This window comes from Halobellus sp. Atlit-38R, assembly GCF_003665925.1.
Taxonomy (GTDB): Archaea; Halobacteriota; Halobacteria; order Halobacteriales; family Haloferacaceae; genus Haloquadratum; species Haloquadratum inordinatus.
Genome location: NZ_QXIJ01000008.1, coordinates 98,687 through 111,589 on the forward strand (window position 1 = coordinate 98,687; position 12,903 = coordinate 111,589).

A 12,903-nucleotide genomic window follows, 5' to 3' on the forward strand; every position below is an offset into this window, starting at 1 on the left:
TCGCTCACTGTCACCTCACCCGCTGGCAGCTGGTCACGAGGGCACGATCAGCACCTGCATCGCGACGACACACAGACACCGGACAGTCTCTCGGGAGCCGCACGAGGTGAACGACGATGGGTGTGACTGACGACGAGTGGCTCCGGACCGCCGTGCACGTCGTCGGCGTGATCCTCCTGATCGCCGCCGTCGCGCCGTTCGTGGTGTACGGAGTCCCCCAGGTCGTCGGCGCGGATCACGGATTCGTCGTTCTCTCGGGGAGTATGGAGCCCGCGATGAGCCCCGGCGACGCCGTGATCGTCCGCGAGGCATCACCCGACGAGATCACCGAACGCGACATCATCACCTTCCAAACCGACAGCGAGACGCCGACGACCCACCGCGTCGTCGACGTGGTCGAGCGTGAGAGCGGCGAGGCCTACGTGACGAAAGGCGACGCCAACGAAGACCCCGACAGCGGAACCGTGCCGTACGATCGGGTGATCGGCGAGGTGCTGTTCGTCATCCCGCTGATCGGATACGTCGTCAACGCCGTCAACACCCCTGTCGGGTTCGTCGCGGCCGTCGTCGTGCCGCTGGCGCTGTTCGTCGGCTCCGAGCTGTGGACCCTCCTGCACTCTGTCGACGACGACGTGGAGACGGGCGGCGACGGCGGACCGGAGACTGCGGGCGGCCACGCGGCCGCGACTGACGGGAATAGCGGAGCCGCCGGGAGCGTCGGGAGCCACAGTGCCGCCGACGTCGACAGCGAGGGCTCGGCGATCACGCTGACTCGATCGAGCCTCCAGCTCCTCGCGGTCGTGTTCGCGCTGTATCTCCCCTACAGCGCGTACGCGGCGTACAAGCTCACGGAGGCCTGGGCGATCACGGGAGCCGTTGCGACGGGAATCGGCTTCCTGTTCGTCGGCGGCCTGTACGCGAGCACCGCCGGAGATGACGCTCCCCCTGCTGACACCGAAGACGGCCCTCCAGACGATCCCGACGGCGGAGCCGCGGCCGCAGCCGCCGGCGAGACCACCACCGTAGAAACTGACGGGGGGACGCACGGTGGCTGACGGGCCGGGCGGACTGTCGCGGCGGAAACTCCTGTACGGGCTCGCTGCGACCGGTGCGGCGGCCGGCTCGGGCAGCGGCGTCGCCGCGATGCTCACAGACACCGAGACAACCAAGGCGCAATTCACCACCGGTTCGTTCGATCTCGACGTCGACGTGCTGTCCCCCGCGGAGTGGCAGAACGACTCGTACACCGCATCGCTTGGACTCTACCAACCCGAGACCGCCTCGTTCGAACTCGCCGTCGACGACAACCCAGCGTACGTCTGGCTCGTCGCTCCCTGTCCGACGTGTACACCGACCGAGGAGAAAATCGACGTGCGGGTCGAGCTGGCGGACCACGACGGCAGTACGACTGTGCTGTTCGAGGGATCCCTCCGGGAGTTCCGCGCCGCGTACGGTTCGGGCGGCGCGCTCTCGACGGAGGCGCTTCCGGACGGCGACGAGACCTGGACCGTCTCGTTCTCGTGGGAGTTGACCGAGGTCGTCGACGGCGACGTCGGGGTCGACTTCGGGTTCGAGTTCCGGGCCGTGCAAGAGCGGTACCTCGACGATCCGATGGCCTACGATCTTGGCCTCCCGGAGTGTGACGGCTGCGACGACGGCGGCGACGAGAATGTCGCGTGTGGCAAGGGGATCAGTTTCGCCGCGTTCTGTAGCGAGAAGTCAGTCACACAGAGCGACGTCGAATTTACTCGACGGACCTGTGGCGACACGGACCGGGCGGCGACGCTCGAAGTGACGACGATCCCGTCGCACGTCGATCACGTCCTGCTCAAGCACGGGACGAAACTGGACGTCTTCGCGTACGACGGGGAATCGACGCCGTTCAGCATCAACAGCGGCGGCGAGAACTCCGACCTCACTCTGGTAGCGACTTACGAGCAGGACGGCAGCGAGTTCCCCGAGAGCGGCGACCCGCCGCGTGCGACCAACGACCCGTGCCCCGACAAGTACTGGGTGAAGTACAATTTCGAGGACGCCGAGTGGGCGATCGGGACGGACGACACTAACGGAGGAAGCGAATGAGCAGCAATCTCTCGATCGACGCCCGGCGGGTCCTCGCACTCGTGCTCGCGCTGGTCGTCGTCGCGTCTATGTCCGGCAGTGCGACCGTCGCACTGCTGTCTGACAACGAGTCGATAGCGGTCGGGCTCACGGCCTCGAACGCCGACACCGCCGGCGGCGGTGTCTCCGGATTCGACGTCGAACCGCTCGACACCTGTACGGTCGGCAACGCCACGGTGAACCAAAGCCAAAGCGACCTCCAAGCCGCGGCGACATTCGAAGTCGAAGGCGACGGCTGTGCGAAGCTCTCGGTGTGGGTCTCTGAGTCGTGGCTCGATCGGACTGGAGAAGACGTCGACGACGTCGTCATCGGCCACAAGGGCGCGGGCGGCTGGGTCTTCTTAGAAACTGCCGTCGGCGAACAGAAACACGGCTGGTACGAACTGACCGCGACCACGACCGGCTTCAGTCCGTTCGGGCTGTTCGTGCCGAACGAGTCGCGAGCGTCACCAGCGGGATCGAACGGAGGGGACGCCGCGGCGGCGTTCGACAGCGACGCGGACGTGAACCAGACTGAAAACGAGAGTGTCGACGGCAACCGGACGGTGGCCGGCAACGACACCAAGAGAAACGGGAGTGTCGGCGGTACCCAAGTCAGCGACGCACCGGAGCCGAGCGACGGAAACGAGAGCGTGCCGGCCAATGGGAGCGCCTCGACGAACGAAACTGCCGGCGACGACGCGAGCACCGGAAACCAAACGGACGGAAAGGCCGAGAACGCCTCGACGCCGGCGCAACCGTCGTCTGACCCCGACGGCGCGTCACAGAACGAGACCACGCCGGACGACGACACTGCGCAGAACGGGACCGCACCCAGTAACGGCGCTGACAGCAACGGATCAGAGAGCGGTTCCGGCGACGAGGCCACCACCGACGGCGAGGCCGAGGCGGAGACGACCGAATCTGCGGCTTCCGACCCCGAAACAACTGAAACAGCCGAAACAGAGACGCCCAAGTCCGAAGCGACCGAAACTGAAACGGACGACTCTGAGGCGACCGAAACTGAAACGGCCGAACCCAAAACTGACGAAACCACCACCGAAACTGAAAGCACTGAGTCCGCGGGCACAGACTCTGAAAGCACTGAGTCCGCGAGTACGCCCACGGCGACAAAAGACGGAGAGACGACCGCGACACCGTCGTCGCAGGACGCATAGATGAGCGCCATCGACGTGCCCGTCGGAATCACTCGGACGAAACTCCTCGCCGTCGTCGTGCTCGCGACCGTTCTCGGCGGCGTGGGAGCTGGCTTCGTATCCACCGGCGTGTTCGACGCGACCGGCCCACCGTCTCCCGCTCTCCTCGGCGATGACTCCGCGTCCGAGGTCGCCGGGATCACTGTGACGGCGACAGACCCGTCCAACGTGCGCAACGAGGCAGGCGACGCGGGCGTCGTCACCGGAGCGCTCGGCGGGAGCCTCGATCTCGAACGCGACGTGAGTCGGGTCGACTTCGTCGTGCGGAGCCGACTCCCGAACGGAACGTGGGTCGTCGTCGACCGCGCGTCGGTCGAATCGGTCCAGTCGGGGACGGACGCCATCGACCTCGCGACGGTCGTCGGAGGACCGAATACGACGTACCTCGATCACACGCAGTCGGACGGGTTCGACGTGGCGACGCCCGGATCGACAGCCCGCCGCGAGGGCGCCGTTGCCGTGACGGCGCGCCTCTACGCCGACGGTCGCAGCGTTGCGACCGTGACCGACACTGACGGGTACGCGTTCGTCGTCGATCGGCCCGCCGGACGGACGGTTGGGGGACCGAACGAGAACACAGTCACCGCCTCGGGTGACAGCGCCTCGACGTCGAACGACCAAGCGGAAACCCGGAGTGATTCGACCGGGAGCGCCGGCGGCGAGTCCGGCGGGTCCGACGGATCAGACGGCGGGTCAGAGACCGAAGACGGCGGATCGGAGACCGAAAACGGCGCCGAGGCGAACCGAACCACGGCGCTGTTCGGTGCGCAGGACGTGCTCCCGGGCGGTCGCGGAACGAGCACGGCTCAGGTATCGAATCCGCGAGACGAGTCCGTGACCGCGACGTTCGCCGTCGGCGGAGCGGTCGACGACGAGAACGGGCTGACGGAACCCGAAGCCACCGTCGACGACACTGCAACGCAGGGCGAGCTTTCGGATCACCTTGCGGTCCGGATCGCGATCACGCGCGAACGCGGCGGCCGTTCGTACCTCGTGGGCAGTACCGACGGGTACGTGGCGCTGGCCGACGCTGCGGAGACGACCCGGTCGCTCGAACTCGACCCGAACGAGACCGTCAGCGTCGTGGTCGAGTGGCGGGTCGACGCCGCGGTCGGCAACGAGATCCAATCGGACCGCACGACGCTTTCGGTCCACTGTACCTTCGAGCCGTCGACGACGCTCCTCGAAGCGATTGCATAGAGGGAGTCGCGGTGGGCGTCGCCGCTGCCTGCGGTGAGTGCGCCACTCACCCGATCAACAGTCGGACGTTGTAGACCATCGTGAACGTGCCGACGAGCGAGAGAACCACCGGTGGGAGGTACGCGAAGAACTCGTCGTCGTCGGCCGCCGCGACCAGCGAGATGGCGAGTGTGATGCCGAACACGGCGTACTTCAACAGCGCGAGTCCGTAGATGCCGAATGCGTCGACGCTGAGCCTGACCAACGCGTTGGCCTCGCGAAGATCCGGGCTGTGTTCGATGATCGCGATCGTGGTGACGATGTCGCCGACACCGTAGGTCGCGAGCGCGAGCACCCACAGGCGAACGAAGTTGGACGACTCGGCGAGGCTGCCGTCGGGCGCGAGGTACTTTCGCGCACCGCGTAAGCGCTTCATCGCGTCGGACGCCATCACCACTCGTCCAGGCGGTTCAGTACCGAGACGATTCGCAGCACGGAGCCCGCGTCGCCGGGGTCGTAGACCAGTTCGTCCGTCGAGCGGACGTGATCGAGTACCGATTCGGAGGCGTGTTTCGGTGCCGCCGCGATCCCGGCGTCGACGTCTTCGGCCCACTCCATCACCCGCAGGTCGGACTTGCTGTCGCCCATCATCAACACGAACGGGTCGTCGATGCCCAGGACGTCCAGCGCGCCGCGAACGCCGGTCGGTTTGTCGAGGTCGAGCGAACCGATCTCCGCCGCGTCGGCGTGGTAGTAGGCGACGTCGATCCGATCGAAGCGAGCCTGCACGTCCGCGGGGATGTCCTCGACCTCGCGTGACGGCGTCGCGTCCTCGCTGTCGAGGACGTCGGCGATCTCGGGGTCGGAGGCGGCGTAGTACGCCCGTGCCCAGTCCGCAGAGCGCCCCGGCCCCTCGCTGTCGCCCGTCCGCGACTCGATGCCGACGTCGCTGATGCCCTCGACGGCCTCGACGACTGCCCGTCCGAGCAGGTCGACAAGATAGACGAGGCCTTCGTCGATGACGGCTTCGGCGGCGTCGCTGCCCACGTCGAAGTTCGGCTTCAGCGTCACGTTGAACTCGTTGCCCTGGAGGTGGACCGAGCGGCGGAGTTCTTCCGGGGCGGCCGTCAACACGCGCGAGCGCACGAGCGAGAAGACCTCACGCACCTCTTCTTCGAGCGTCTCGTAGAGGAGTCGCTTCGTGTCCGAGCCGTGACCGGGCGTGAACACGCCGGTGCCCGCCTCGTAGACGATGCTGAACGACCCCGAGTGGACCAACTCGGTTCCGAGCCCCTGTATCATAAATCCCTTGACGTTTTCGAGCGTCTGTCCCGTGCAGATGATTATCGGGAGGCCCGCCTCGTGGAGTTCAGTGAGGAGATGCAGCGTCTCACGAGGGATCTCGTTGTCCGTACGGCCGGCCGAACGGAGCGTCTCGTCAACGTCGAGTACGAGCGCGTTGACCGGGCGACCGTACTTCGAGTAGAGGTCCAGCGCCGTGAACGTCTGTTCGCGCGTGGCTCGCGCCGCGACGTCGGCGAGCGTCTCGCCGGCGGCGAACGACTCGGCGATCTCGCGTTTGCGCGCCTCCAGATCGTCGCTCGCATCCTGCCAGTATTCGAGTGCGACACGGGAGTCGACGGGTGGAAAGAGATCGACGAAATTCTGGAGATCGCGGAGCGTATCCGTCTCGTACTCCTGATAGAGTCGATAGAGGAGATCGTACCGGTCCATACGTAGTCCCCGTCCTCCGATGGTAAAAGCACACCTGCCGAGGCGGTAATGGAGCCAAATCGAGTTCGAAGCGGGTCCACAACCAGTCGTTCCGGTGAGGGAAACGCTCAAACCAGCGACCGCCGTACACCGGGGTATGGCAGACTGGACCGACAGCATCGTCGGCGATCGGATGACTGTCGACAGGGAGTTCAACGATCGGGTCGAAAATTCGCGGTTTACGAGCCAGGAGTGGGGCCTCATTATGACGGCGACCGAGTTCGACATCGAACATGCCGACGATCCTGACCGGGCACGGATCGTCGCCGACACGGAGAAGCTGCCGCAGATTATGCCCGAACTGGAGAACGTCCGTTCCCAGATGGCGCAGATGGGTGGCGCCCCTGGCGAGGAGAAGTCGAGCAGCGGCGGACTGATGGACTCTCTCAAGGGTGCGCTCGGTCTCGGCAACGGCAGTAGCGGGACCGACCAAGAACGAGTCGATGCCGCCGAGCGGCTGACGCAGGCCTACGCGGACGCGCTCCAGAAGCACTTGGAGTCGAAGAACAAGTGGGAGCAGGTGCGCAACGCGTACCTGGAGTAGGCGATCAAGCGATCGGTGGCAGTCGAAGCGGGCATCGAGGAGAACGCTTTCCTCACAGGCTATCGTTTGTTGGAGTATGACCGACGATAGCGACGACGTTCGCGAGTTCGACGGGATTCGTCTCGAACGCGTCCGCGAACACGTATGGGAGATTCCGCGGGAAGGCGAGATGCGCGTTCCGGCGCGGGTGCTCGCGAGTGAAGCGTTGCTCGAACAGATCAGCGACGACAAGACGCTCCAGCAACTCCGCAACGCGACGCACTTGCCGGGCATCGCCGAACGGGCCGTCTGTATGCCCGATGGGCACCAGGGCTACGGGTTCCCCGTCGGCGGCGTCGGCGCGACCGACGTCGAAACCGGTTGTATCTCGCCGGGGTCGATCGGCTACGACATCAACTGCGGCGTCAGGATGATGCGCACGAACCTGACGTACGACGACCTCCGCGGGCACGAGGAGGAACTCGTCAACGCCCTCTTTTCGAACATTCCATCTGGACTCGGTGGCGGCGGCGTCGTCGAATCTGATATAGAGACGATGGAGCAGATTCTCGACCGTGGCGTCGACTGGGCGCTCGAACACGGCTACGCCGTCGAAGACGACCTCACCCACTGCGAAGACGAGGGGATGCGCCCCGACGCCGACCCGAGCGCCGTCTCCCAGAAGGCCAAAGACCGCGGGAAAAACCAGATCGGGAGCCTCGGCTCAGGAAATCACTTCCTCGAAGTCCAGCGCGTGACTGACGTCTATCGATCGGACGTCGCCGCGGAGTTCGGCCTCGAAGAGGACCAGGTGGTCGTCCTCATCCACTGTGGCTCTCGGGGACTCGGTCACCAGATCTGTTCGGACTACCTCCGGAAGATCGAACAGGAACACGGCGACCTGCTCGCAGAGCTCCCGGACAAAGAGCTGGCAGCGGCGCCCGCAGGCTCCGACCTCGCCGAGGAGTACTACGGCGCGATGTGTGCGGCCATCAACTTCGCCTGGGTGAATCGGCAACTGATCATGCATCGGACGCGCCGCGTCTTCGAGCGCATTTTCGACCGCGACTGGGAGGAGATGGAGATGGAACTCCTCTACGACGTCGCCCACAACATCGGCAAGAAGGAGGTCCACGAGGTCGCCGTCGACGCCGACGGCCATCCGACTAACCCCGAGGACGCGGTCGACCGGGCCGAACGTGAGCTCTACGTCCACCGGAAAGGCGCGACTCGCGCGTTCCCGGCCGGGCGGCCCGAGATCCCGTCGGCGTACCGTGACGTCGGCCAGCCGATCATCATCCCCGGGAGTATGGGTTCAGGATCGTACGTCCTCCGCGGCGGCGAGCACTCGATGGAGCTCTCGTTCGGGTCGACCGCACACGGCGCTGGGCGGACGATGAGCCGAACGCAGGCGAAAAGCGAATTCTGGGGCGAGACCGTCCAAGAGGAACTGCGCGACCAGCAGAAGATCTACGTGAAAGCGCAGTCGGGAGCGACTGTCGCCGAGGAAGCCCCGGGCGTCTACAAGGACGTCGACGAGGTGGTCCGCGTCTCAGACGAACTCGGCATCGGCGACAAGGTCGCACGGACGTTCCCGGTCTGTAACATCAAGGGCTGATTTCCCACGGGGCCAGCAGACGCTCTGTGTGGCGAGAGGGCGAGCAGGTGGCGCCTCCGACGACTACGACGCCGTGACGGCGCGCCACACACCCGCCGTGACCGTCACGGTCTGCGTTCAGAACACGCGGGTGCTGGCCCCGGTATCGTATAAAATGCCTCGCAGGGGCCGGGAGTGATCGGTGTCGCGGCACTACTCGCTGTGTGTGCAGACGACGAGCCGATCGTCTTCGCGGGCGACGCACAGTCGTTCGGAGCCGTCGAGGCCGAACGAGTGCGTTCGGCGTTCGGTCAGCAGCAGTCGCGTGAAGGGTTCCCCACAGGCCGGGCATTCCACGCCGTCCCGATTTTCGTACAGCGTCACGTCGCCGTCCTCGCGGAGGAGTTTCATTCGATGCCGGACGGCGTGCTGGTCGAAGCGATCAGCCATCAGCGGGAGAAGTGCCTGCGGGCGATAAAGTCGTTGCCGTCGCGCGGTCGAGGTCGTGCGGTCGGTGTTGCATATGCCCCTCTTCAGCCGAGTCGAGAGAGGCGTTCCTGAGCCGTCGTCAGCGCCATCTCGTCGTCGTCGACGAGATACGAGACGAGGTCGCGCGCCGCTCGAACGAGGAGTTCGGACTCCTCGGCTGGGACGTCACCGTAGACCGCGTCGACGCGTTTGACGTGGGTCGCGAGCGCCTCTCGGACCTGTCGCGCGGCCGGGTCCGGATTGTCGTCGAGCCACGTCCCGAGGTCCGAACAGAAGGCGTCGAGTACCTCGGCGTACGCGAGGCCGCGCGCGTCGGTCATCGACGCCGGAACCGACGACGGATCGGGGCGCTGGCCGTCGTCGGCGCCACGGAGGAGTTCGAGGACGTACCACTGCATCTCGTCGTCCGGGTCTCGGGTCCGTCCGAAGACGTCGACCGCGTGGAGCAGTTCCGCGGCGGCGAGGACCGTGTCGTCGACCGACTGGAGCTCGCCGGCGCGGACGAAGCCGCGCTGACGGACGTAATCACGGAGAGTCGTTTTCAACTCCGAGGCGATATCGTCGATGTCGGTCGCGTCATCGAGTTCGGCGCGGGGGACGGAGAGGTCCAACTCGACCGCGCTGTCGGTGTGTCGCTCTCGGTCGCCAGTTCCGACGCTCCGCATACTCCCGCAGTCCGGGCAGTCTACCCGGCCCGTATCGAAGTACGACCACTCGCGCCCGCAGTCTTTGCAGCGGCGGCGGCCACGGATTCGCATACCGGCCGTTCTCCGGCGAGCGAGAAAAACGCGTCGCGATGGCGATGCCGACTCCGCGCCGTGATAGAGTCACGAAGCAAAACCGCAGGACAGGTACGGGGTTTGCGCCGAAACACGATCGATAAAACGGCGATGACAGCTGTGAGCGGCCGGGATACGTCGGCTCTCGACGAGCGCGTGGGGAGAACGAATCCTCGTCGTAGCCGACATATTTATGTGCAGGAGTCGGTTACAATCGGGTGACGCTTCGTCTGGAGGGCCGAAGCGTCAGCGGGGACCAATTCAGGGCGGCAAGCATCCGCGTGCTTTTCACGCGGCTTGCTTCCTTTTCCGACTATTATCGTCGAGAAACGTCTCTGTCACTCGCCTGTCCGGAGACCGATCACTCGGGGAACAGTGTCGCCTCCGGTGCTCGGGCGTCGACGACGAGCGAAATCCGTGGTGGGTGGAATTGTAAGGTATCTGTAACGGTGGTCGACCGCGATCGGGCCGCGAATGGAGTCCGCTACCGGGCGTGTAATAATAATTAATCAGACATATTAGGACCCTGATCAGGTAGTGGTAAGCGTAACGATATGTTTAGGAAAGCTCATCGATACGTATCGAGTTTTCGGCCCGTGATCGGCACTCCCAAGCGCACAGTGGGTCGATATGTTTATTTTGGAGAACACTAATATACAAGTAGAATCCACCGATGTACGACCTGACAGGATTTCAGCGCGACCTGCTGTACGTGATCGCCGGACTCGACGAACCCCACGGGCTCGCGATCAAAGAAGAACTCGAAGAGTACTACGAGAAGGAGATCCATCACGGCCGGCTCTATCCGAACCTCGACACGCTCGTCGAGAAAGGACTCGTCGACAAAGGGCAGCGTGATCGCCGTACGAACTACTACACGCTCACCCGCCGCGGCCGCCGCGAGATCGCGGCACGCAAAGACTGGGAGAGCACGTACATCAACGTCTCCTTCGAAGGCATCGACGACTGATACTGTCGGACAGCAGTTCGTGAATCACGTTGGCACCCACGGGGTGTCGATACGCTCCACATCGTTCTGTCCGACAGTACGAAACGGCGCGAGGTGGCTGCTCCGTCGTCGACCCGTAATCGTCGATCCGGGCAGTGCGCCACCGCGCGCCCGGGATGGTACCTCACTCTGTGGTCGGCTCTTGGTCTCGTGAGTCTGCCAGTTCCGTTCCGAACTCGAACTCGCCAGTAGCGTTGCCATCGTCCCGGTCGCCGCGTGAGGAGCCGCCTGCCGTCTCCGTGCCACCGTCCGTCTCCGGGGTGTCATCTCCCGGATCATCGGCTGGCTCGTCAGATTCGGCTTTCGGCCCGTCGGCAACGACGTCGGGGTTCGCCGCTGGGACCTGTGTCGATCCCCGCGGCGTCACCACACCCGGATCGACCGTGTACGGAACGAGCGGCTCCCGGGCGATCAGCACCGGCAGCACGTGACGGGCGAAGTTCACGATGAGCACGAGCACGATCGGCCCCAGGAAGATGCCGTACCAGCCGAACAGCAACGGGCCGAGCGTGTAGGCGATCATCACCGCGCCGACGTGGAGATTGCGGCCGGAGACGTACGGACGAAGCACGAGATCCGGGATCGTATCGACGATGACGAACGAGACGGCGACGAAGACGGCCGTGAACCACAGCGTCGCCGGATCGAAGAGATACGACGTACCGCCGAGATAGATGGCGACGGGGACGTAGACGAGTTTCATCCCGACGACGGGGATGAGACTCGCGACGCCAGCGAGCAGGCCGATGAGGGCCGCTGCGGGAATTGCGACGCCCGGCGGAGCCACGAGGTTCAGGATCGAGTACGCGATGACGCCGATCGTCCCCGTGAGGACGGCGTTGAGGATGTTTCCGAAGAAGATGTTCGTGAAATCGCGGTCGGCGCCGCCGAGGAACGCCTCCATCACACCGCGGTCGTCGGCGATCCGCGAGTTGAGCCAGCGCGAGAGCTTCGCATCGTCTCTGAGCAGGTAGAACGCCAGTGCGATCATCGCGAACAGATGCACGAGGCCGACGCCGACGAACGCGAGAACGTTGCTCGCAGAGCCGATCGAGGAGACGACCTGCTGGACCTGCGCGAACGTCAGCGACGCTGGATCGAAGGTGAGGAGCCGCTCGAAGTCCGTCAACCGTTCGAGCTGATCGGCCGAGATCGGATACCGCGAGAGGTCGAAGACGCCCTGGTTCGTGAGTCGAACCAGTTCGCTGACGGCGACTGCTCCCGTGTACGTGATGAGCGCGAGCGCGGGCAACGCCAACACGAAGAGCGCGATCGCGGCCGCGAGGCTGGGCGGTCGGATCCGCTTTTTGATCCGCCGGTAGATCGGCCGAGTGGCGTAATAGAGGAAGAGGCCGAAGACGAACGTCCCGATAAAGGAGTAGACGATGTACGCGAGCGCCGCTCCGAGGGCGAGTCCCACTACCCACCACGAGAGTCGCGAACGACCCATCTCGAGAACGGACATACCGAACGAGGGACCGCGACGGGACAAAAAGCTACCGCGCAAATCGACGGCGTGGTGCGATCGGGTGCCCGAAGACGTGCGAACGCGACAGGACGCGGCGCGAACGGACGAGAATCACGCTCGGTCTCCGGTCGTATTCGCGGTCGAAGCGGGCGTCGCCTCGGCTGCGCCTGCCGCTGTCGATCCGACGTTGCAGGCGAGCGCCGTCGAGACGACGCGTGCGCGGATGCTGCTGTCGGGACGGACGGCGACGTGCGTCGCCGAGTCGTTGCAGTCGACGAAGTCTCGGCGAATGCCGAGCGTGCGGTCGGTGTCCGTCGGCGGCGCCACGTCGAGGACGTAGTCGGTCGGGCGATACACCTCGACGAGCAGCGAGCCGTAGGCCGGGAACGTGGGCGCGGCGTCGAGAACGGACGCGTCGGCGTCGACGTCCCGGAGGCGGATGCCGATCGATCGGCGCTCGGAGTCGTCGTTCCAGACCACGACGCGGTGGTGGTGCTCCTCGGAGGGGTCACCGACGCGCCGCGTCGCAAACGGGTCGCCGGCGTCGAACTCCGAGATGGTTCCGTAGCCACTCGGAGGCAGCGATTCGGGCGTCTGCGACCTCGTGGCGGGGCCGGATCCCGTCGGAGAGAGACACCCCGACAGACAGCCGAACGCGAGGGTGGAGGCGAGCGAGAGGAGGCGGCGGCGACGCATTGTCACCACAGATGATTGACGGTATCATACCAGTTGGGATAGGTGGAACGCTCGTTTGAGTTACCGGCTAGCG

At 65.2% G+C, this 12,903-nt stretch carries 13 protein-coding genes; 7 read left to right on the top strand and 6 right to left on the bottom strand.

Annotation, left to right across the window (positions count from 1 at the left end; genetic code table 11):
- The first annotated feature begins 122 nt into the window (after nt 1-122).
- Genes D3D02_RS12230 through D3D02_RS12245 form a run of 4 tightly spaced genes read left to right on the top strand, consistent with a single transcriptional unit; the run spans nt 123 to nt 4,517 of the window.
- Nucleotides 123-1,055: a signal peptidase I gene (locus D3D02_RS12230; protein WP_158599365.1), complete on the top strand. Its 933-nt coding sequence runs from the start codon at nt 123-125 to the stop codon at nt 1,053-1,055.
- On the top strand, nt 1,048-2,082 hold the full coding sequence (locus tag D3D02_RS12235; protein ID WP_158599366.1) for a twin-arginine translocation signal domain-containing protein: 1,035 nt from the start codon (nt 1,048-1,050) through the stop codon (nt 2,080-2,082). The genes D3D02_RS12230 and D3D02_RS12235 overlap by 8 nt, the downstream gene beginning before the upstream one ends.
- Complete coding sequence (locus D3D02_RS12240) at nt 2,079-3,278, top strand: hypothetical protein (RefSeq protein WP_121570274.1); 1,200 nt, start codon at nt 2,079-2,081, stop codon at nt 3,276-3,278. The genes D3D02_RS12235 and D3D02_RS12240 overlap by 4 nt, the downstream gene beginning before the upstream one ends.
- Nucleotides 3,279-4,517, top strand: coding sequence for a hypothetical protein (locus D3D02_RS12245; RefSeq protein ID WP_121570275.1), 1,239 nt, complete (start codon nt 3,279-3,281; stop codon nt 4,515-4,517).
- Between the two features lie 46 nt (nt 4,518-4,563).
- Here the strand turns inward: D3D02_RS12245 and D3D02_RS12250 are convergent, their stop codons facing one another.
- Together D3D02_RS12250 and D3D02_RS12255 are read right to left on the bottom strand one after the other, a co-directional pair.
- Nucleotides 4,564-4,947, bottom strand: coding sequence for a hypothetical protein (locus D3D02_RS12250; protein WP_121570276.1), 384 nt, complete (start codon nt 4,945-4,947; stop codon nt 4,564-4,566).
- Nucleotides 4,947-6,230 (bottom strand): HAD hydrolase family protein, encoded by a 1,284-nt coding sequence (locus tag D3D02_RS12255; RefSeq protein ID WP_121570277.1) that lies wholly within the window; start codon nt 6,228-6,230, stop codon nt 4,947-4,949. The genes D3D02_RS12250 and D3D02_RS12255 overlap by 1 nt, the downstream gene beginning before the upstream one ends.
- A gap of 136 nt (nt 6,231-6,366) precedes the next feature.
- Between D3D02_RS12255 and D3D02_RS12260 the strand changes: the two genes are divergently transcribed.
- Nucleotides 6,367-6,813 carry a DUF5799 family protein gene (locus tag D3D02_RS12260; protein WP_121570278.1) on the top strand — a complete coding sequence of 149 codons (447 nt, stop codon included), beginning with the start codon at nt 6,367-6,369 and terminating at the stop codon, nt 6,811-6,813.
- Nucleotides 6,814-6,889: 76 nt separating this feature from the next.
- Nucleotides 6,890-8,410: an RtcB family protein gene (locus tag D3D02_RS12265; protein WP_121570279.1), complete on the top strand. Its 1,521-nt coding sequence runs from the start codon at nt 6,890-6,892 to the stop codon at nt 8,408-8,410.
- Between the two features lie 192 nt (nt 8,411-8,602).
- On the opposite strand, the gene D3D02_RS12270 is transcribed toward D3D02_RS12265, so the two are convergent.
- Together D3D02_RS12270 and D3D02_RS12275 are read right to left on the bottom strand one after the other, a co-directional pair.
- Nucleotides 8,603-8,839 carry a flagella cluster protein gene (locus D3D02_RS12270; protein ID WP_121570280.1) on the bottom strand — a complete coding sequence of 79 codons (237 nt, stop codon included), beginning with the start codon at nt 8,837-8,839 and terminating at the stop codon, nt 8,603-8,605.
- A gap of 83 nt (nt 8,840-8,922) precedes the next feature.
- Complete coding sequence (locus D3D02_RS12275) at nt 8,923-9,636, bottom strand: hypothetical protein (RefSeq protein ID WP_121570281.1); 714 nt, start codon at nt 9,634-9,636, stop codon at nt 8,923-8,925.
- A gap of 694 nt (nt 9,637-10,330) precedes the next feature.
- On the opposite strand from D3D02_RS12275, the gene D3D02_RS12280 reads away from it, so the two are divergent.
- Nucleotides 10,331-10,627 carry a PadR family transcriptional regulator gene (locus tag D3D02_RS12280; RefSeq protein WP_121570282.1) on the top strand — a complete coding sequence of 99 codons (297 nt, stop codon included), beginning with the start codon at nt 10,331-10,333 and terminating at the stop codon, nt 10,625-10,627.
- A gap of 163 nt (nt 10,628-10,790) precedes the next feature.
- On the opposite strand, the gene D3D02_RS12285 is transcribed toward D3D02_RS12280, so the two are convergent.
- Together D3D02_RS12285 and D3D02_RS12290 are read right to left on the bottom strand one after the other, a co-directional pair.
- Nucleotides 10,791-12,131 carry an AI-2E family transporter gene (locus tag D3D02_RS12285; RefSeq protein WP_121570283.1) on the bottom strand — a complete coding sequence of 447 codons (1,341 nt, stop codon included), beginning with the start codon at nt 12,129-12,131 and terminating at the stop codon, nt 10,791-10,793.
- Nucleotides 12,132-12,245: 114 nt separating this feature from the next.
- The gene (locus tag D3D02_RS12290; RefSeq protein ID WP_121570284.1) at nt 12,246-12,830 is read right to left on the bottom strand and encodes a hypothetical protein; all 585 of its coding nucleotides are present in this window, start codon (nt 12,828-12,830) and stop codon (nt 12,246-12,248) included.
- Nucleotides 12,831-12,903: the final 73 nt, after the last annotated feature.